The following is an 18,719-nucleotide window of genomic DNA, read 5'->3' on the forward strand; positions in this document are numbered from 1 at the left end:
CTTTTTTTAAACCTTCCTGGTTAGGCCGTTTTCAGTAAATTACGCCTAAACATACTTCCAAATGAAATGTCATTCGCAAGTTCTTTTGCATAATCACCTTTGCGAAAAACTATTTCTGCAGCGGCACCCGTCGAAGGCACTGGAAGTATTTTCGCCGTAGGATGCAGATTACGAAATAATTCGACCTCTTCGTGAATCCCATCCATGCCCCCGATGACAACGGCCGCATGGAACTTCCGGCTTTGTATCATGCTCATGCGCATAGAATAAATGCTTAAATTTCTATCTCCGTCGATTGCTGAAACATAGCGTTGGTCGATAAATTCATCGTTCTCGACTGGCATCATTTCGGTAAAAAATTTACTTTGAAAAATAGTAATTCGTTCTCGATCTATTTCTGCGTGTCGAGCGTACAGTGAAACTAGTGGTGTTATTGCAGGATGACCACCGAATGTAATTCGGCCTACCGGTAGCACTACTTCTATCAATGCTTTTATAGCTTCCCGGATTAAAAACACGTTGGCAGTATCAAAATATTTGCGATCCCGTTCTGGGAGAGGAACGCTCGCCGAAAGAAAAACATCGATCATATAAGATGTCCCTGCAAAGACGACAGCGCGTCCTTCATGCTTATTGTACGGACGGGTAAATGCGAGTCAAGCCAGCTCAGATGTTTGAGCCAATTTGGGTGTAGTCCCCTACTGTCATAGATAATCCAAATTTCATCGTCCACGCCTTTATGTTCTGAAATAGAGTCAAAGATTGCATTGATACGATCAGAAGTCGGACGACCCACAGCAGGGACTACCGCGAGAGACTTTTTAGAAATGGCCACGGATATCCAACGTTGAGGTTGAACGGTAGGATTGAGTGCAAGGTCTCGCGCCAAGTCGCAAAAATAATCAATTAAATGAGCATGACGTAAAGCCATTGCTTCAGCTCTTAATTCCTCTGCTCTATCGCAGATATTGCCTATTGCTTCAATAGTTATGCTTGCACCCTGCCCGGGCGTCTGGTCGGCAAAATCTGATAATTCAAGTTTCAGAAAACGGCTAAACGAATAGTTGCTATCTTCGGTTTGACCTGGCCATAGCAGATGCAGAGTTTGAATTCCCAATAAATTTGCCTGAGCTAATTCGGCACTGGTCCAGCGTCCTTCTCGAAAACCAGGTGTATCAATAAGGACGATCACGTCAACATCTGACATTCGATGCCACAGTTCAGCTTGAAAATCGACGGCTGGCGGAACTGATCTTACATCGATAAATACGTCAAATCCTCGCTTATCCAGTTCTTCATAAAGTAGATCGGCGAGCGGCTGAGATCCTATTCTTCTGTAGCTAATGAAAATCCCGCGCTCTTTGCGGAGCAAGCGAAATGTCTCAAAAACTAGCGATGTCAGACGGGTTACGTTCGTTTCATTCGAAGCGACTTCTATCGCGTTGATATGTTTTAATTCGTCCGGAATTTCGTCATTTACGGCATCTAATGAAGTGACAACTGGAGCGACTAATATTGAGTCTTGAAGTATTTGTTTTAAGAATGGCGATACATTTCTATCTGAATGACCAAAATAAATTCCCATTGCGGGCTTTTTTTTATCGTATTGATCGAACGTAGAGTCAGTAAGAAATGTAAGCTCAGTTGGAGAGATTCCAAGATTCACCGATCGTGCGATCACCGCAGATTTCAGCGCGTCGATGCGGGAGTCCAATTGTCCCATAACAATAATCTGGTACGACTGCTGCATTGTTTATTACCTCAAACGTAAATCGCTTAACCTATCGACGAAATATTTTAATATCGGTCGTAAATTAGTCCGGTTTTGTCGCTCAACTAATATTGCCTACGCTGAGATGATTCGTTGATACTTAGGTCAACGCCCAGCCAAGCCGGCAGCAGTTTCTATCCAGGAGCCGATATTCGTTCTACCGTTCTGTTCTACGAAGTCATAGCTCATGCAATGAGTAGATAGCTGAACGATGTTGGTTGTTCTAGGCGCGTCAAACCACAAATCTTTTTCGGGGATCGCAAGCGTATAGTCAGCATATTTAACCCACTTTCCTTCCTTCCACTCCGCTAGGAATATGCCGCTGGTAGTTCTGTAGAGCGCCATTTGGGCAAGTGGATTCGCTCCTTTAATCGAGCTCATTCCTTTGTCATTTTTTACGCCGTCTATATTGACAGTTAGTAAACCGTTACCTTTTACTACGCTACGAGCAATTTCGTACCGCACCCAGCGTCTGGACCATGTACTAGCTCCTGCAAGAACGCATGTAACCGAGGTGTTCTCTAGACCTTTTCGTAGGAATGCCTTAAGTACATCATCGCTTTCTTTTTGCGATGCTTCAAATACGCTGCCGTCGAAAAAACCTTCACTATTTTTTTCGTTCTGAACAACCCAGCTATTTCGTACGTTCCAGGCCCGCCAAACGTCAGGCGCGTAGTGGAAAGAGAAGAACGTTCTACGCATTAATACACTTTCATAAATGATTTATGACATTCACGATCGTCATCATGATGACGATCGGATTCTTGAAATGATGTAAATTAGCGAGCTTTCACAGCGTCATTTACCCAACTTTCTATGTTTTGTTTGATGTGATCGTAAACGTATGTGCTAGTTGAAAATGGCGGGTCATAAACTTTGCCGCTTACAGCTTTTCCATCAACAACAAGCCCAGTAAATGGGTTGGCACCTTTTGTTGATTGATTGCCGTCTGAATCCTTCAGATTATGAATGTGAATGGCGAGTACGCCGAGACCGTCTGCCCATGCTTTTTTTATTTCGTGTTTGACCCAACGTCGACTAGCGGTTTTTTCTCCTACTAGCACAACAAGACATTCTTTCCCTTTCATATTGTCCGCAATCCAATCTTCGATTGCTTTATCACCCTTCTTTTTTATCTCTTCCCACTTATTAGAGTCAAGCAAAGGTTGCTTCTCAATCGCGCCGATTTGTCGGACTTGCGATACACGCCAGTTGTCGTCTTTGTAATGAAAGCTGAGGAAGCATTTCTTGGCCATATTTTTCCCTGTTAGTTTTTAATTTTACGAATCGCCCGAATAAAGAGATGCAGACCACTGACAATTTTATCTCTACACATCGTCGCAACATAGGCAGCTAACCTGCGATCCGATTATAAGTCGCATACGCAGCCCTGCTTTATCTACGTATTGGCCAATTTATGTAATCCCATATTTATGGGATATAGCGTTTATTATCTTTTGTCGTGCGATGTTTGGTCGGTTTAGAATCCGGCAGGCCTAAATCGTGTCCCTATATGAGCATTTGCAGACAGTTATGAAGTCCATCACAAGCGGTATTTTTCCGTACGGATTGGCAGATAACATTACTATACGCTGTTTTTATATACAGTATAATGTGGTTGTCGAAACTCTCTCCTAGTGACCGTTATGACAGACCAAACTAGCTTGTCTTTGCCAGAAATTCGCACCTTTACCAGCATCGAAGAGATCCGCACACTTGCAGACTTCGAGGAAAACGCCCCGCTAACCGCAGAAAATTATAATCGGATATTTGGTGACTACCATTTGGCAGAAAAAGCACGTTGCTGTGTACAAAAGGATAATGGCAACCTCTGCGAGGAGCCACACAATCATGGTTGGATTGCACGTCGCATTGATGGGAAATTGACCTTGGTCGGGAGCGACTGTGGAGTCAAAAAATTTGGGGCAGATCGCCGATTGTTGAACGATCTAAACCATTATCGCAACGAAAAGCAGCGCAAAGCTCGCGTGGCATCTTTAGTTGAGGCGATCTCAAGCAAGGGAACACACATTGAGGCACTAAGCAAAATGCGGTTGGATGTAAAAACCCTTGAGTCGCGAATTCTACAAGTCGCAGCCCAATTCGGTCCGCTGTTACAACGCCGGCTTAAAGACATGGTGAGGACGCGACGCTATGAGGTCGTCATTAAGGTTACCAAACGCCGAGAATACATCGATCCCAAGGGTGAAAAGAGTTACGAAAATAGCTCCTTTCAACATGTGCTTGGCAGTTTGGCTGGACTCGAACTCACAACCGCAGGTGCCTTTGCCGCGATTTATGAGGCAATCAACGATATCGTTCGGGCATATCAGCAAGCTGAAAATTTGATGACGGAACCGGATCTGCGTCGCAAGTCGAAAGATGTCAATAATGTTGCCGGACGCCTTCAACGGTTTGGGGCAGTCGTTCAGGCTGGGCAACGATTGATTGATCTCGAACGCAGTTTTTTGGAAAACGATTTTTTCCTATTTTGCTTCCTGACAGGCGATATGACCGAGCGAGTGAATGCGGCCAAGCTCGCAATGGGTCGCGCTAAAGCAGAGAAAATGGCACCTGCTGAATGGCTGTCTCGCCGCGAAGCGATCATTAGACAGCAACTGCAGGCCGACAACATCTCAGTCCAATAAGTCCACCTATAGCTAGCCCTTTGCGTCAGCTTGTATAAGGTTGTTGTGCCCGCTTTGTGAAGAAAATCGTTCCTACCCCAGTCGGTTGAGTTGAATTAAAGCTTCTCCAAGCCATATGAATCCACTGTAGCTCATCCTTGTCTCAATGATCGTGGTAGGCTTCATCTTGATTCACGGAAAGTGTTTGTACTCGGTAAGCCACTGTATCTCTTAGATATACAACTTAGAGGAGATAAAGAATGGCCACTAAAACGACCGGCTCGAAGGCTGCATCGTCAGCATCCAAGGTTCTGTCCAGCGAATCGACTGGAGCAGCTTCAAAAACTTCTGCAGGAAGCGCGTTGACTCAAAAAGCTACTCCCAAAGAACAAACATCTGCAGGTGCCGCAACTGCAGCTTCCCAAGTACTTCGCGATGGCGTACCAATGCTGCCTCAAAGTCAGCGGCTGGTAGTGCACTGTCTCAAGCTCGATGCAAGAAGTAATTTCTAACATACATTAGCGTCGAAGATTGTGGAAAACCGGTAAATACTCGGTATGTTTTTTGGCATCTGATTCGTCAACAGCAAGTAAGATATTTTTTTATGAACCGAGTTGAGAGCTCAGGATTATCCCTAGCAGCCTTTCCTAGACGTGCCCAATATTCGATCTGCTTCGGAACTGAGCGACGCTCAGCGACGGCATATGGCTTCGCCAGTTCAATTAGCTAATCCGATAATTTCAATGCGATCGCCATACAAATTCCTTAGCAAGGGTTTTCTTGTAATTCACTAAAGTGAATTAGATTAGCCCAGTCAGCTAATCGCTTATATTTCGTACTCCCGAGCTCTCTACCTAGTGGGAGTTGTCTCAGAAAAAGTAACATAAAGACACCAATATATTTTGGAGCGGCTCAGTGCCAGCTAAGTCACCCTCCGTAGTCTCTCCATTGCGCAAATACCTGCGTTCTTTTAGGAGAAACATTATGAATCGCTACAGCAAATTTTCTCTACTGGCTGCGGCCATCGCCGCAGCCAGTACCTTCGCTTATGCCACACAAGGTGGCATGGAAAACGATGCGCAGTCCATCACCAAGGTCAAAATCCCGCTGGTTCAGGCTGTTACCACTGCCGAGCAACACGCCAACGGCAAGGCTGCACGTGCCGAGTACGAGAACTCGAAACATGGGTGGGTCTACGACGTGGAGGTCGTCAGTGGGGCCAAGGTCTTCGATGTCAAGGTAGATGCCTTCAAAGGCACGGTCATTTCGTCTGCCGAAGACAAAGCGGATCGCGATGACGACCACGACGAACAAGACTAACTACACGCCACAAGGCCGGGTCGCCCCAGTTGGGTGATTCGGCCCCGGATATCAAATGGAAGACCTCAATCACACGCTACTTTTCTGGCTTAATGCCCCAGAGCACCCAAGCACGTTGCAGCTGGTCATTGCCACCTTTTTCGCTGAATACGCCATTTGGGCGCTTCCGGGCATCATCGGGTTTGGTTGACCTTTCATCAAGTATGCATATATCTACCCTCCACTTACTGTCTTACCCTGAGCGTTCATCGAACGCTCTTCGGAAAGCCAAAACAAATTGGGTGGGGACGCGAGTGATTGGCCTATGGCAGGCCTAAGTTTGGCCGGTCATAATTCTCCCATGAACAACCCACCTTTGTAGGAACAACCCCATGAATATGCTGACCACGCCTTCCGCATCACACTGGCTCAATAAAGTTCCAGAAGTTACTCTCTCGTTCTGGGTCATCAAGATTATGTCCACGACGGTCGGAGAAACGGGGGCCGACTTTCTAGCTGTCAATGCAGGGATCGGCCAAGGCCTGACTCGTACAATGATGGGCGCATTTTTAACTATTGCCCTTTTCATGCAACTGCGCACGCGGCGCTACACGCCCTGGATTTACTGGCTGACGGTCGTACTGGTCAGCGTGGTCGGCACCCAGATTACTGACCTTCTCACCGATGGTCTAGGCTTTAGCCTGTATGTCAGCACATTGGCATTTGCCGTAGCGCTTGCGGGGATTTTTGTGATTTGGTTTTGGGTTGAACGCAGCTTGTCTATACATGAGATTTTCACGCGCCGTAGAGAGTTGTTTTATTGGGCGGCTATACTCTGCACGTTTGCATTGGGTACAGCGGCAGGTGACTTGGCGACCGAAGCGATCGGCATTGGCTTCACATGGGGGGCGCTGTCGTTCGGCGCACTGATCGCTTTAACCTATGCAGCATTCCGCTTCGGCGGTAACGCCGTACTAACTTTTTGGATTGGCTACATCCTGACTCGCCCCTTCGGTGCAGCGCTTGGTGACCTGCTGACCCAGACCAAAACATATGGCGGCCTTGGCATGGGTGCCATGTGGACCAGCGTTGTGTTCCTCACAGTGATTGTGATGTTGGTCGCCGTTGCTCAGTTCAGCGTCGGCAGCCGCATGAATGCACAAGCCGCCGAATAATCTCTACCAAATAACTCGAGGAAAAATCATGCGTCATTTCAATTTGCCATCCCGCCCTATCGCAGCAATATCGGCTATCGCTCTCTTGGCCCTTGCGGCTGGATGCTCAAAGTCCACCGACACCGGTACCGCAGGCTCTGCCGCAATAGCGACAAGTCAGACCACCTCCGCGCCGCAGGCAAAGGCAGCGTCCAAATTGGGGGACTTGTCTGCATTTCGGAGCATCGCCTCAGACGTCCTCGCCATCGTGGATAAGGGCGATCTGCCAGCAGCTAAAACACGGATCAAGGAGTTGGAGATCGCATGGGACGCGGCGGAGGCAGGCTTGAAGCCTCGTGCAGCGGATGATTGGCATATGCTAGACAAGTCGATCGACCGTGCCCTCAGGGCGCTACGTGCAGACGCACCCAACCAAACTGACTGCAAGAAGGCGATGTCTGATCTGCTGATCACTTTCGACGCCCTTCAAGGTAAGTTTTGACATACAAGGAAATCAACATGGATCTTTCAACAAAAAGCGCTTTGAGCAAAGTTCCAGAAGTCACATTGCTGTTTTGGGTAATCAAAATCGCGGCCACTACGCTCGGTGAAACAGGCGGCGATGCCGTTTCGATGTCAATGCATCTCGGCTATCTGATTGGTACAGGTATTTTCTCGGTGGTGTTTTTGGCGGCAGTCTTTGCGCAAATCAGAGCCAAGTTATTTCATCCCTTCCTTTACTGGACAACGATCATCGCTACAACTACGGTTGGCACGACACTGGCTGATTTCGCTGATCGCTCTCTTGGCATTGGGTATGCTGGTGGCTCGACCCTACTTTCAGCTTTGTTGATCGGATCTTTATTTATATGGTATCGAACGCTAGGCTCAGTTTCGGTTAACACGGTCAGTTCTCCGAAGGCCGAGATGTTCTATTGGGTAACCATCATGTTTTCCCAAACGCTCGGCACTGCGCTGGGCGATTGGACGGCAGATACAGCAGGACTCGGTTATACCGGCGCAGCTCTTGTCTTTGGTGCGTTGTTAGCCTTGGTCGCTGCCGCTTACTTTTGGACAAAAATATCGCGAACTCTGCTTTTTTGGGCAGCGTTCGTTCTGACCCGTCCTCTTGGTGCAGTGGTTGGGGATTTTCTGGACAAGCCGCTTAATGCAGGCGGGCTGGCTCTAAGTAGATATTCAGCATCGGCGGCATTGTTGGCATTTATTGTGATTTGCATGTTGCTGTTCAAACAGCGTGCAGCTAGATCACCACATTAAATATACGGACAAATTTAGCTGGTAGAAATTTTCAATCGAGTGACAACATGCAACAAAACAGTCTGAACCAGTACGACAAGCTAAGCAAAGCATTCCATTGGATTACAGCAATCGCTGTCGCAATAGCATTCGTTTTGGGTCCAGGTGACTTTGGCCGACTGCTGCACGACGGCATCGACCCAGGTGCACGAATCGACATCGTTTGGCATGAATCCTTGGGCATCACCGTTTTTACGCTCACACTACTACGCTTGGTCTGGGTTGCGGTGCGACCAGTTGCCCCTCGGCCCCAGATGACATCATGGATGCGACTTCTGTCGCAACTGGTGCACCTCGTATTGTGGTTTTTGCTTTTTGCGTTGCCTATTACTGCTTTGCTGGCTCTGGGAATGGAGGGACACCCGTTGACGTTGCTGGGTGGGTTTCGGATTAACGAATTGCCTCTCTTAGCAAACTCTCATTTGTCCGGTCTTGCGGATTGGGGTGAAGTACACAAATTTCTTGGTGATGTCATCATGTGGTTAGCCGGAATTCATGCGTTGGCCGCTGTGTATCACCACTTAAAACTGAAGGATGGAGTCCTCAAATCTATGTGGCCTTGAAGATGGAATGTATCTAGGGCGGGGTATGAGGCAATAACAATAGGAGGAGGAATGCGAGTATTGCTGATCGAAGACGACACCATGATTGGCGAAGCCATCCAAGGGGCGCTGAAAGACGCTTCGTACGCTGTCGATTGGGTAAAGAACGGCCAAACTGCCCTTACGACATCCGGTTGCCAGCACTATGACCTAGTGCTTCTCGATCTTGGCCTTCCAGGTAAGGATGGGCTGGAGGTGCTGACCAGCATTCGCGCCAAAGATAATCCGGTTCCATTACTCATCATCACCGCCCGCGACGGCCTTGATGATCGACTGCGCGGCTTGGATGGCGGAGCCGATGATTATTTGCTCAAGCCTTTTGCGATGGCCGAACTGCTGGCCCGCATGCGCGCAGTGATGCGACGTAAGGGAGGGAAAGCAACGCCTGTACTCAGCAACGGCGTCGTGTCGCTCGATCCGGTAACGCGGGAGGCGGCGGTCAACGAGAAAGCCTTGGTGCAACTTTCCAATCGTGAGTTTGCCTTGTTGCAAGCCTTGCTTGTACGCCCTGGTGCCATTCTTTCCCGCGGTGATCTTGAAGACCGTATCTACGGATGGGGCGAAGAGGTCGAGAGCAACGCCGTCGAATTCTTGATCCATGCACTGCGGCGCAAGTTAGGCAGCGAAGTCATCAAGAATGTCAGGGGGGCTGGATGGATGGTTTCAAAAAACGCTTGAACGAATCGGTTCAGCTCAAGCTGTCATTTTCTCTGTCGCTGACCATTTTGATCATCGCATTGATGGCGGGAATCTTTTCCTTCGCATCTGCATTCGACGAAGCTCACGAGCTGCAAGACGACATGCTGCGCCAAGTTGCAGCGCTGTTTGATCGGCAACACCCCCCGCTCGCACATCTTGGTGACGATGGCCGTGCCAAAGACAGCGATGAAGAGTCTCGCGTCATCGTCCAATATCTTGCAAACGACAGCAAGATTGACGGCAACGGGGGTACGAGAACACCGCTGCAGCTACCGATCACGCTACCCGATGGTCTACATACGCTTGAAGTCAACGGTGAGCCGTTTCGTATCCTGGTCAAAAGTACATCCAGTAGCGAGCGGATCGCTGTGGCGCAAGAAACCGGTGTTCGAGATGAAATCGCACGCGACAGTGCCATGCGCACTTTAATGCCTTTTCTGATTTTGGTTCCGATCCTGCTTTTGATCGTGGGTGACCTTGTGCGCAAGATATTCCGCCCCATCGTTTCTTTGTCGACAGAAATCGACCAACGCGCCGAACAAGAATTGCATCCCATTGAGGAAAGCCATCTTCCCGCCGAAGTGCGTCCGTTCGTCGTAGCGATCAACCGACTGCTTGCTCGCATTGACCAGTCAATGGAAACGCAACGCCGGTTTGTCGCAGATGCGGCGCATGAGCTTCGATCACCGTTGACAGCCTTATCATTGCAAGCGGAGCGACTAGATCAGGCGGATATGTCGGACCTCGCGCGTGAACGTCTCATGACACTGCGCCGGGGCATAGAGCGTGGCCGGAACCTGCTGGATCAACTTCTCAGCTTGGCCAAGGCTCAGGCTGCACTTGACCGCCCCAAGTCGTCTGTATCGGTGCAACACGTCTATCGACGCGTGCTGGAAGACCTTATGCCTCTGGCCGAGGACAAGCACATCGACATTGGAGTTGAAGGAAAGCAGGACGTCCAACTCTGGGTGAACGAACTGGATGTAATTGCGATCGTCAAGAATTTAGTCGATAACGCCATTCGCTACACGCCGGATGGTGGCAGGGTTGATCTTTCTGTCACCACAGAAGATGGACGTGCAATGCTGAGAATCGAAGATTCAGGGCCCGGGATTCAAGTCACTGAGCGAGAGCGGGTGTTTGACCCTTTCTATAGGACGCTTGGGAGCGATCAAGTCGGATCAGGTCTGGGTCTTTCCATCGTCAAGGCAGTCATAAACCGGATTGGCGCTGAGATTCAACTGAGGTTCTCAGACGAAGTGAGGCATTCCGGCCTGTGTGTCTGTGTGCTCATGCCGATGGCTAAAGCACTTTAAGAAATATATGGCGACATCAACACATCCTGTTGTGGAGCATGGACTAACTCGAGCACTCCACCAGTGCCATGCATTGCCACGGCAAGGCCCAATGACACACTGTTGCAATACGATAGGTCTTTTACAGCATCAACTATGTAGCGTGTTACTTGAACTTGGTGGGAAACGTAGGTCTTAGCTGGTCATCAAACACCTCTCCATTGCGAGTACTCTCGTCTAAATTGGTGTCCGCAATCATTAGACCACTACACTTTGAAATGCGCCTGAGTGGATATCTTGAAATGCTAATATTCAGTGGCAGTGAGAGCTGCCATTTTTATCTGTTTCCCCTGAGTGAGCAAAGGCAAACGAAGTGCCAGCAATTAGCAGTATTGTGAACAGTATTTTTTTCATGTTATAAATTCTTAGAAAATTTTAAACGGCTTTATATTCGAGAAGCGATAAGATAACTCCAGATTGCCCACCCCGTTGTAATCCAAAGTGTAATCACTAGCAAGACACCCCAATTATTTCGTGGCTTACGACCTTCACGTGCGATCCATTCATCGCCTTTCACCCTGCACTCTTCCAGAACATTTGTTGGTATTAGTCTAACTGCGATCCAGATCAAAGCAGGAAGCAACAAAACGTCATCAACATACCCAAGAATTGGAATGAAGTCCGGAATTAGATCGACCGGACTTAACGCGTATGCGACAACAAATACGCTCAATACCTTCGCTACAAAAGGGGTCTTGGGATGTCTATATGCAAACCATAATGTAACCCCATCTCGTTTAATACGACGTGCCCATTTTCGGATTTTTTCAGTTAATAACATTTCGCTATTTAATGCGGATCAAATTTTTATACTATTGTAGCCAAAGTCGATAATGCTTCCAAAACAGCTGTATCTGGCTAACATCTTAAGGAATTTGATATTGATACAAACTCATAAAGGCAAAACAGTGCAGTCAATTTTTAACGAGGTATTAAGAATTGCACACGAGAGCCGCTGCACTCTGGCAGGTATGGAGTTACCAGAAGGCCCGAGATGCCATCACTAGATGCCATTAATATCGCGTTCTTTCATTAATATGAATCGGACAACAACTCTTAATCCACCTAAATTACTATCACCCAGTTCTATCGAAGCACGATGTTGGTCTGCGATTGTTTTGGCGATGAAAAGTCCTAGGCCACTTCCCATTTGTCCCGTTCCCTCTCGCCTATAAAATCTATCGAAGACACGTGTTCTATCAGAGGGAGGAATACCAGATCCATTATCCGAAATAGTTATAAGCCCGACGTTGTCTTCATTATGAAATGCGACATCTACACGTCCACCCGATGGCGTATAGCGCACAGCATTGTCGAGCAAATTTCCTAACATGATCCGTAAGCTATCCTCATCACCCGCAATATATTGGGAGCTAAAATCAACATCCGTCCTACTTGTAACGCCAAGATCCACTCCTTTATTTTCCGCTTGCAAAACTTGGTCTGAAACAACATCAATCATCAAGTTAGACGGATTAATCTTTTTCAAACCGCACAACGGATTCAATCTCTCGTGAAGTGCTAACGTAAGTAATTGTTGAACGACATGCGTAGCGCGATTAAGACGTTCGTGAATTTTTGAGAAACCGATGGCCATTTTTTCGTTAGCTCCTTCCTTTTCAACTAATTGAAGTTGAAGTTTCAGTGCAGCTAGTGGAGTTCGTAATTCATGAGCAGCATCAGCAACGAATGCACGCTGAACATCTAATGTATTACTAAGACGAGCAAGAAGTGAGTTTAATGCGATAAGAATAGGTCTCAATTCGGGAGGATAGTCATCAATAGACAAGGCATCTAGTAAATCTGGTGATCGACTAGCAACCTCATCGGCTAGCCGCTGGACTGGACGGAGACCTTTACCGACTACAGACCAAATCAAAAAAGCTAGGATTGGTATCAAAACAATGAAAGGGATCAACGCTCTAGTAGCCATTGCCGTAGCGAGTTCTCTTCGCACCGCTCTTGGTTGAGCAATTTGAATCGTGCGGCCGTGATCATCTTCTGTATAGAGCCTCCAACCTACCCCATCAATAGCAATAGATACGAAACCGATTTGCCTGCTGTATGGAACCAGCTGTGTTGGTCCAGACGTGAACAAAAGCGTACCGTCTTTGTTCCACACCTGTACTGCTACTTCTTCGTCAGCTTCGCTATCAACAGGCAAGTTATGTCCCGAAGCGATTTCATCTGGAAGTGCCGCAGCAATTTGCTTAAGTTGATAATCGAAAAGTTCGTTAGTCTCGATCCTCACTTCGATGTAGGTAGCTATGCTCGCGATAATGGTCGCTGTTACCATCCCGCCGAACAAATAGATTAAAAGTTGCTGCCGAATTGTTCTCATCTACTTGTTTCAATCATATAACCAACACCCCTTACATTTTTGATGAAGTCGGCACCTAGTTTTTTTCTTAGACTATGTACATATACTTCAACGGTGTTACTTTCGATTTCTTCTGCCCATCCATACAATCTTTCTTCTAACTGACTCTTAGAAAGAACGCGACCGGGTGTGTCCAACAATGCCATCAATAAAGAAAACTCTCTGGCAGACAAATTAATCTCATTACCATTTAAAACAGCTTGATGACTCGCAGGATTAATTGTTAGTCCTCTATGGCTAAGCTCCGGCGCTACTCGCCCTGAGCGTCGTCTTGCTACCGCACGAATTCTGGCGAACAATTCATCAAGTTCAAAAGGCTTAGCAAGATAATCATCTGCACCGCTGTCAAGACCGTTGACGCGATCCATTTTTTTATCTCTAGCCGAAATGATGAGAACAGCGGCGTCTCCGCCTTTACGACGATAGCTTGATAGCACGTCAATACCAGACTTACTCGGCAACCCTAGGTCCAATAGGAGGATCTCGTATTCATGATTAAGAATGGCTATTTCTGCCATTTTCCCGTCGCGCACCCAATCGACGGCATGACCCTCTTTGCGCAAGCCTTCTTCCAAGCTTTCACCAATCATCGGATCATCTTCAATTAACAGGACGCGCATAGTTCACCTTCAAATGGAGAAAATATTCTATGAAGAGAATTTATGTAATCGCTCGTTAAGAGAGGGTGAATTCTTCTGGAGTAAACAGATGAGTCGAAATATGCCGTCAATTACCAGGCAAATGGTCCATATGAACCACAAAGTCCATAAATTGTGCGATAGAAAATGCGCACCTCGAACGATCTGCACAAAACTCATTAAGGATCCAAATAAAAATCCTGAAAACAAGAATGCGCTCGCCAAATGCGGACGATATTCTCTAAATGAAAAGTACCCAGCAATAAGTGCAAAGCCGCCGGAAGCGTGTCCTCCTGGCCAGCAATGACCTTGACTATTAGCAGTCAAAAACCCGGAAAAAAGTGGAAACCATTTGGCTTGACCTCCATACATCTGGAGGTCCCAAGGACATGAATGAATGCTGATTGATTTTAGGTACGATATAAACAACGCAGATGCGATTGCCATCACACAAAACCCAATCAACGGACGCCGCAATGGACGTAATGCCGCAATTACGTAACTAGCAATAGACAGCAAAATTCCAACTATTAAAATGCACGCCGTTAAATCTTTTAAAAATTTGTGGCCAATGCTTTCTAAAAATTTTGAATTTTGAAAAGAAAAAATATGTAATTCATCATCGTAGAAATGTTTTGTAATCCAGAAATCGATAGTTCCATTGTTTGAAAGCCAGACAAATAACAGACCTGTAATCGTTAGTCCGATCACATTGAAAATGTAAAAACTCTGGTAATTTTTTTTTAATATCACTTTTGTCTGCCTTGAAAAAACTTACGATGTTTTTTTGATTAAGTGGCAGTCAGAAGTAATATCAAACTCCTTTTCGTAGTACTTCGATTCAATCTGTAACATTCCAAGCAAAGAATGGAAGAGATTGTCGTGACTTACAGGATTGTCGGCTTTCTGCTTTAAACACTCATTGTTGATACTGAAGCTGTTCGAAAACCCTTTTGACATCCACAGCACCATCGGAATCTGAGTTTGTTCCTTGGGCGCAATTGAATATGGAAGGCCATGTAGAAATATTCCATTTTCGCCAAGTGATTCTCCGTGGTCTGACATGTATAGCATCGCGGTATCGTAGTTCGACTGATGCTTTAGAAAATCTATTGTCTTTGCAAGAAAATGGTCGGTATATAAAACGGTGTTGTCGTAGGTATTAACTATTTGTTCTTTCGTGCATTTACTTAAATCAGAGGTATCGCAAGTCGGAGTAAATTTGCGCATTTGGACAGGGTAACGACTAAAATATGCCGGGCCATGACTCCCCAGTTGGTGGAGTACTACAAACAAATTGCCATTCTTTGCCTTTTGAATTACCCCATCCATGTCGTTCAAAAGAATTTCATCAAGGCATCTCTCTGCATTGCATAAAGTTGGATGCTTACTGCTATCAAGACGCTGTTCTTCTAATCCATCGCAAACGCCTTTGCATCCACCTTGGTTATCACGCCAAACTGTATTCAAGCCAACGTGATTTATGATGTGCAACAAAGACTCATGACTATTTATTGCAGACTGGTCGTAATTTCTTCTACCGTAAATTGAAAACATGCACGGAACAGATACCTCGGTATTGGTACCGCATGATTTGGCGTGCGTGAAGTTCAAAACATTAAGTTTTTCTAGCTCTGGCGTTGTTTGATGTTCATAACCATTTAATCCCCAATTCGCAGCCCTTGTCGTTTCTCCTACGACGAGAACAAAAAGCACAGGTTTAGATCTAGTTTTCCAGGCAGAACCAAGTTTTGCGTCATCACTTATGTTGATTTTCGGTTGAGTTGCTTTTTCTGAATCTGTCGCGACGACACGTATGAAAGACGTGAGATAGGCAGCTGGCGTTATCAAAAACCGTACTTCTTTTTGATTCCGCATCAAAGATGAGAAATCCTGGAATACCAACATTACAGAACCAACTGTTACTAATAATGACGTAATGATCATCGCAATCCGTATGAGCACATTACGTTGCCAAGTGCGCCGAGTAAAATGAACTCTCGTCAAGGCGAGGATTGGTAGTCCAGCAGCGATCGCGATATAAAGCGCCATTTCCCAGGAAAATAATTCCTTCGCTTCCTTTACATCCGTTTGTAAAATATTTCTAATCATGTCCGTATTAAAAAATACGGTGTACTTGTTCATGTAGTACGTAGCGCTGGCAGTCACGATTAGTAATACTGCCAATAACGGTTTAGCCGTCCAGCGATTGAGAATTACGAGAAAAATTAGTGCGTGCAAGGCTGTAATCGCAACAAAAATCGATGCGGCGAATAGCCATGTTCCCGAGTTAGTCCAATCTCTATCGAATAACGCAGCTTTGAAAAAAAGAGTGTTGCAGATCAACGTAAAATACAAGCTAGCCATAACCGCCAACAGTTCAACGCTGATAGAAGGATGTGTTAGAAGTACCGGTGGTTGGCGTAATAATGCTGAAGTTTGAGTTGCTGCGACAGTCGTCGAAGACGAAGTTATTTTCAAGGCTCGTACCCTACTTCATTAATTGAAGTCATCACGTTAGCGATGAAACCGTTAACATGATGTTAAGGGCTAACAGCGAACGATGAGTTCGCGAAAATACTCTGCCATATAAAGCACGCCAGAGTATTTTCCTACTAAATTTAGCAGCTTGGGAATTAGGCTTCGGTGGATACTTGAGGGAAAAACAATGTAAATTTACTTCCACTAGTTTCTAGCGATTCGTATTCTATAGTCCACCCCATGTGATCAGCGACCCGCTTAACGATCGCCAGACCAAGTCCAGAGCCAACATACTCATCGCCATGCCCGCGTACATGTCTCGCAAACAATCGAACTCTGACATTCTCGGGGAGTCCGGGACCTTCGTCCTCAATCACGATTCGATCATCCCTAAGTGTTACACGCACTATTCCTTGCTGCGTGTACTGACAGGCATTACGAATAAGATTACCAATGGCAATTCCTGCCAATTCATTTCTTGCGAATACCCAAACGTCTTCGTTGATGTTATCGAACTCAATGCTTACCGGTTTTTCACCCAAAAATTGACGATAGCGATCTATCTCTCTGACCACAACGTGTGAGATTAACAATTGCGATACGTTCAGCACTTCCGGTGATTGTGACAATAACAGTAATGCGCTAACTCGTTCAGCAGACTCGGCAGCAACACGCGTTATACGTTTAGCGACAAATAAATCTTCCGGTAGATTTGCCAAACGAACCTCAAGCAATTCTGCCGCCCCTAACATGATTGTTAACGGAGTCCTTAATTCATGGCTGACGTCTCCGGTGAATAATTTTTCATCAGCAAGGAACTGCTGCATTTTTTTAGATCGCCTTGAAAAAGCACGAGCGAGTGTTCCGATTTCGTTCTCTTCATCCAATGATGGAAGCTCAGAACAATCTTCATTTTTTTCTACAGCAGCTGCCAGTTTTGTGACAGGTGCAACAATGAGCCAAGATAAATAAAGCCCTAGAATAATGGCAATTGATAAACTAGTTATAAATCCGGCTGCAATGGCAGAAAATATAAGCTTTTCAGTTTCTTCAAAAGCACTGGTGTCATTTGTTGACGCATAAATATCGCTGCCGACACGACGAATAAATACCGTTGTTTCATTACCGTCAATTTCAATTTCGTGTACTCCATCAGAAAGTGTCCGAAAGAGCTCTGGGATTTTTTCATTGATATAAAAATTATCTTCGGCAAATGATCCAACAATATTATTCTGATGGCGGTCGATTAATTGATTGGTATCATTTATAAGCCGCTCATCAATTAACTGCTCCTCCGATATCTCAACTGCCAGATAAGCGGCGACAGAGAAAAAAGTGCAAATCGCCAAGGCCATCAAGGCGAAAGCAACTGCAATCCGGGTACGAAAAGACCGATTCTTTATTAATTTTTTAATCATTGCTTTCTACAAGCTTGTATCCGTTTCCCGGCAAAGTAACTAACATCGCATGCACAAATGGGCGATCAATGGCAGTACGTAGCGCATGTATATGAGTTCGAAGTGCATCGCTATCTGGTGGATCATCGCCCCAGATCTCGCGCAACAAAGATTCTCGTGTAATGATGGCAGGTGCCTTGCGCATAAGTGATTCGAGTAATTTATAACCAATTGGTGTCAACGCCAGTTTTCGCCCAGCTCGCCTCACCTCACAACGACTCAAATCAAATTCTAAGTCGCCAAACTCTAGAACATGCTCAACAATTTGATTACGTGCACGACGCACAAGCGCCGTCAATCTCGCCTCAAGTTCTACAAGAGAAAATGGCTTAACAAGATAATCATCTGCGCCCACGTTAAACCCTGTTAGCTTGTCATTGACCGTATCTCGTGCGGTCAACATCAGAATTGGGGTGGCTAAACGCTGGTCTTTTCTTAGCTGGCGGCATACTTCTATCCCATCAATACCTGGCAATTCTAAGTCTAGGATAATTATGTCGTGATCGGAAGAGATGGCACGTTGAATGCCAACGACGCCATTCTGCGCGACGTCAAGCGTGTATCCAAGCGGCTCCAAAAAACCATACAGATTTGCAACGATGTCCGAATTGTCTTCAATAATGAGCACGTACATTGTGGCGAGTTCTCTTAATGTTTGAACACCCTAGCAACCGAACTATTCCCCGATCTCGTCTCGATCTATATAAAAGGAATAAGCATAGCTTCGCAATTTAACAAATTATAAGAGTACACGTAAAAAAATTTTAACTGGACAGCATATCGGCTGAACTAGTCGATTAACGAAATAATTAAGAATATTCCATCAACAAACAATGTAGAAATAAGCACAAAATTCAGTCTCGTATTTTATTTATAAGACGCAGTTTCTACGAAGGTTGTCGCCATCATCTTGATGACCAAAAATATTAATGCTGCTTC

General features: G+C 45.9%; 22 protein-coding genes. 10 read left to right on the top strand and 12 right to left on the bottom strand.

Annotated features, from left to right (window positions below):
- Positions 1–20: 20 nt before the first annotated feature.
- From ACFQO0_RS14090 to ACFQO0_RS14105, 4 genes are all read right to left on the bottom strand, one after another.
- Positions 21–590: an SLOG domain-containing protein gene (locus tag ACFQO0_RS14090; RefSeq protein ID WP_382235695.1), complete on the bottom strand. Its 570-nt coding sequence runs from the start codon at positions 588–590 to the stop codon at positions 21–23.
- Positions 587–1,750, bottom strand: a complete 1,164-nt coding sequence (locus tag ACFQO0_RS14095) for a toll/interleukin-1 receptor domain-containing protein (protein WP_382235697.1) — start codon at positions 1,748–1,750, stop codon at positions 587–589. Before ACFQO0_RS14095 ends, ACFQO0_RS14090 begins: the two co-directional genes overlap by 4 nt.
- A 126-nt stretch (positions 1,751–1,876) precedes the next feature.
- A complete protein-coding gene (locus ACFQO0_RS14100; protein ID WP_011871031.1) occupies positions 1,877–2,473 on the bottom strand; it encodes a TIR domain-containing protein in 597 nt (198 codons plus the stop codon).
- Between the two features lie 77 nt (positions 2,474–2,550).
- Positions 2,551–3,027 carry a TIR domain-containing protein gene (locus tag ACFQO0_RS14105; RefSeq protein WP_382235699.1) on the bottom strand — a complete coding sequence of 159 codons (477 nt, stop codon included), beginning with the start codon at positions 3,025–3,027 and terminating at the stop codon, positions 2,551–2,553.
- Positions 3,028–3,417: 390 nt separating this feature from the next.
- Between ACFQO0_RS14105 and ACFQO0_RS14110 the strand changes: the two genes are divergently transcribed.
- Together ACFQO0_RS14110 and ACFQO0_RS14115 are read left to right on the top strand one after the other, a co-directional pair.
- The gene (locus tag ACFQO0_RS14110; RefSeq protein ID WP_382235701.1) at positions 3,418–4,419 is read left to right on the top strand and encodes a hypothetical protein; all 1,002 of its coding nucleotides are present in this window, start codon (positions 3,418–3,420) and stop codon (positions 4,417–4,419) included.
- Between the two features lie 239 nt (positions 4,420–4,658).
- On the top strand, positions 4,659–4,910 hold the full coding sequence (locus ACFQO0_RS14115; RefSeq protein WP_382235703.1) for a hypothetical protein: 252 nt from the start codon (positions 4,659–4,661) through the stop codon (positions 4,908–4,910).
- Positions 4,911–4,977: 67 nt separating this feature from the next.
- Here ACFQO0_RS14115 and ACFQO0_RS14120 read toward each other — a convergent pair whose 3' ends face one another.
- A complete protein-coding gene (locus ACFQO0_RS14120; RefSeq protein ID WP_382235946.1) occupies positions 4,978–5,121 on the bottom strand; it encodes a TA system antitoxin ParD family protein in 144 nt (47 codons plus the stop codon).
- Positions 5,122–5,382: 261 nt separating this feature from the next.
- Between ACFQO0_RS14120 and ACFQO0_RS14125 the strand changes: the two genes are divergently transcribed.
- The 8 genes from ACFQO0_RS14125 to ACFQO0_RS14160 all read left to right on the top strand — a co-directional run bounded on the left by ACFQO0_RS14125 (position 5,383) and on the right by ACFQO0_RS14160 (position 10,785).
- A complete protein-coding gene (locus ACFQO0_RS14125; RefSeq protein ID WP_382235705.1) occupies positions 5,383–5,718 on the top strand; it encodes a PepSY domain-containing protein in 336 nt (111 codons plus the stop codon).
- A 55-nt stretch (positions 5,719–5,773) separates the two neighbouring features.
- Positions 5,774–5,908: a phosphatase PAP2 family protein gene (locus ACFQO0_RS14130; protein WP_382235707.1), complete on the top strand. Its 135-nt coding sequence runs from the start codon at positions 5,774–5,776 to the stop codon at positions 5,906–5,908.
- Positions 5,909–6,089: 181 nt separating this feature from the next.
- Positions 6,090–6,872, top strand: a complete 783-nt coding sequence (locus tag ACFQO0_RS14135) for a COG4705 family protein (protein WP_382235709.1) — start codon at positions 6,090–6,092, stop codon at positions 6,870–6,872.
- A 28-nt stretch (positions 6,873–6,900) separates the two neighbouring features.
- Complete coding sequence (locus ACFQO0_RS14140) at positions 6,901–7,353, top strand: hypothetical protein (protein WP_382235711.1); 453 nt, start codon at positions 6,901–6,903, stop codon at positions 7,351–7,353.
- A gap of 17 nt (positions 7,354–7,370) precedes the next feature.
- Positions 7,371–8,129, top strand: a complete 759-nt coding sequence (locus tag ACFQO0_RS14145) for a COG4705 family protein (RefSeq protein WP_382235712.1) — start codon at positions 7,371–7,373, stop codon at positions 8,127–8,129.
- Positions 8,130–8,176: 47 nt separating this feature from the next.
- Positions 8,177–8,731, top strand: coding sequence for a cytochrome b (locus tag ACFQO0_RS14150; RefSeq protein ID WP_382235714.1), 555 nt, complete (start codon positions 8,177–8,179; stop codon positions 8,729–8,731).
- A 51-nt stretch (positions 8,732–8,782) separates the two neighbouring features.
- Positions 8,783–9,448, top strand: a complete 666-nt coding sequence (locus ACFQO0_RS14155; protein WP_382235716.1) for a response regulator — start codon at positions 8,783–8,785, stop codon at positions 9,446–9,448.
- Positions 9,424–10,785, top strand: a complete 1,362-nt coding sequence (locus ACFQO0_RS14160) for a sensor histidine kinase (protein ID WP_382235718.1) — start codon at positions 9,424–9,426, stop codon at positions 10,783–10,785. The genes ACFQO0_RS14155 and ACFQO0_RS14160 overlap by 25 nt, the downstream gene beginning before the upstream one ends.
- Positions 10,786–11,209: 424 nt before the next feature.
- Here the strand turns inward: ACFQO0_RS14160 and ACFQO0_RS14165 are convergent, their stop codons facing one another.
- The 7 genes from ACFQO0_RS14165 to ACFQO0_RS14195 form a co-directional block, all read right to left on the bottom strand.
- Positions 11,210–11,605 (bottom strand): YkvA family protein, encoded by a 396-nt coding sequence (locus ACFQO0_RS14165; RefSeq protein WP_382235720.1) that lies wholly within the window; start codon positions 11,603–11,605, stop codon positions 11,210–11,212.
- Positions 11,606–11,827: 222 nt separating this feature from the next.
- Entirely contained in the window at positions 11,828–13,165 is a 1,338-nt protein-coding gene (locus tag ACFQO0_RS14170) for an ATP-binding protein (RefSeq protein ID WP_382235722.1), read from the bottom strand.
- Positions 13,162–13,824: a response regulator gene (locus ACFQO0_RS14175; RefSeq protein ID WP_382235724.1), complete on the bottom strand. Its 663-nt coding sequence runs from the start codon at positions 13,822–13,824 to the stop codon at positions 13,162–13,164. The genes ACFQO0_RS14170 and ACFQO0_RS14175 overlap by 4 nt, the downstream gene beginning before the upstream one ends.
- A gap of 27 nt (positions 13,825–13,851) precedes the next feature.
- A complete protein-coding gene (locus ACFQO0_RS14180) occupies positions 13,852–14,595 on the bottom strand; it encodes a phosphatase PAP2 family protein (protein ID WP_382235725.1) in 744 nt (247 codons plus the stop codon).
- Between the two features lie 21 nt (positions 14,596–14,616).
- On the bottom strand, positions 14,617–16,323 hold the full coding sequence (locus ACFQO0_RS14185; RefSeq protein WP_382235726.1) for a phosphoethanolamine transferase: 1,707 nt from the start codon (positions 16,321–16,323) through the stop codon (positions 14,617–14,619).
- Between the two features lie 155 nt (positions 16,324–16,478).
- Positions 16,479–17,741, bottom strand: a complete 1,263-nt coding sequence (locus ACFQO0_RS14190) for a sensor histidine kinase (protein ID WP_382235728.1) — start codon at positions 17,739–17,741, stop codon at positions 16,479–16,481.
- Entirely contained in the window at positions 17,734–18,414 is a 681-nt protein-coding gene (locus ACFQO0_RS14195; protein WP_382235730.1) for a response regulator transcription factor, read from the bottom strand. Before ACFQO0_RS14195 ends, ACFQO0_RS14190 begins: the two co-directional genes overlap by 8 nt.
- Positions 18,415–18,719: the final 305 nt, after the last annotated feature.

This window comes from Herminiimonas aquatilis (assembly GCF_042665175.1).
Classification (GTDB): domain Bacteria; phylum Pseudomonadota; class Gammaproteobacteria; order Burkholderiales; family Burkholderiaceae_D; genus Oxalicibacterium; species Oxalicibacterium aquatilis.

Bases quoted from the DNA above. Each gene is read 5' to 3' on its own strand.
- ACFQO0_RS14090 (WP_382235695.1), bottom strand. From the start codon at position 590: ATGATCGATGTTTTTCTTTCGGCGAGCGTTCCTCTCCCAGAACGGGAT.
- ACFQO0_RS14095 (WP_382235697.1), bottom strand. From the start codon at position 1,750: ATGCAGCAGTCGTACCAGATTATTGTTATGGGACAATTGGACTCCCGC.
- ACFQO0_RS14100 (WP_011871031.1), bottom strand. From the start codon at position 2,473: ATGCGTAGAACGTTCTTCTCTTTCCACTACGCGCCTGACGTTTGGCGG.
- ACFQO0_RS14105 (WP_382235699.1), bottom strand. From the start codon at position 3,027: ATGGCCAAGAAATGCTTCCTCAGCTTTCATTACAAAGACGACAACTGG.
- ACFQO0_RS14110 (WP_382235701.1), top strand. From the start codon at position 3,418: ATGACAGACCAAACTAGCTTGTCTTTGCCAGAAATTCGCACCTTTACC.
- ACFQO0_RS14115 (WP_382235703.1), top strand. From the start codon at position 4,659: ATGGCCACTAAAACGACCGGCTCGAAGGCTGCATCGTCAGCATCCAAG.
- ACFQO0_RS14125 (WP_382235705.1), top strand. From the start codon at position 5,383: ATGAATCGCTACAGCAAATTTTCTCTACTGGCTGCGGCCATCGCCGCA.
- ACFQO0_RS14130 (WP_382235707.1), top strand. From the start codon at position 5,774: ATGGAAGACCTCAATCACACGCTACTTTTCTGGCTTAATGCCCCAGAG.
- ACFQO0_RS14135 (WP_382235709.1), top strand. From the start codon at position 6,090: ATGAATATGCTGACCACGCCTTCCGCATCACACTGGCTCAATAAAGTT.
- ACFQO0_RS14140 (WP_382235711.1), top strand. From the start codon at position 6,901: ATGCGTCATTTCAATTTGCCATCCCGCCCTATCGCAGCAATATCGGCT.
- ACFQO0_RS14145 (WP_382235712.1), top strand. From the start codon at position 7,371: ATGGATCTTTCAACAAAAAGCGCTTTGAGCAAAGTTCCAGAAGTCACA.
- ACFQO0_RS14150 (WP_382235714.1), top strand. From the start codon at position 8,177: ATGCAACAAAACAGTCTGAACCAGTACGACAAGCTAAGCAAAGCATTC.
- ACFQO0_RS14155 (WP_382235716.1), top strand. From the start codon at position 8,783: ATGCGAGTATTGCTGATCGAAGACGACACCATGATTGGCGAAGCCATC.
- ACFQO0_RS14160 (WP_382235718.1), top strand. From the start codon at position 9,424: ATGGATGGTTTCAAAAAACGCTTGAACGAATCGGTTCAGCTCAAGCTG.
- ACFQO0_RS14165 (WP_382235720.1), bottom strand. From the start codon at position 11,605: ATGTTATTAACTGAAAAAATCCGAAAATGGGCACGTCGTATTAAACGA.
- ACFQO0_RS14170 (WP_382235722.1), bottom strand. From the start codon at position 13,165: ATGAGAACAATTCGGCAGCAACTTTTAATCTATTTGTTCGGCGGGATG.
- ACFQO0_RS14175 (WP_382235724.1), bottom strand. From the start codon at position 13,824: ATGCGCGTCCTGTTAATTGAAGATGATCCGATGATTGGTGAAAGCTTG.
- ACFQO0_RS14190 (WP_382235728.1), bottom strand. From the start codon at position 17,741: ATGATTAAAAAATTAATAAAGAATCGGTCTTTTCGTACCCGGATTGCA.
- ACFQO0_RS14195 (WP_382235730.1), bottom strand. From the start codon at position 18,414: ATGTACGTGCTCATTATTGAAGACAATTCGGACATCGTTGCAAATCTG.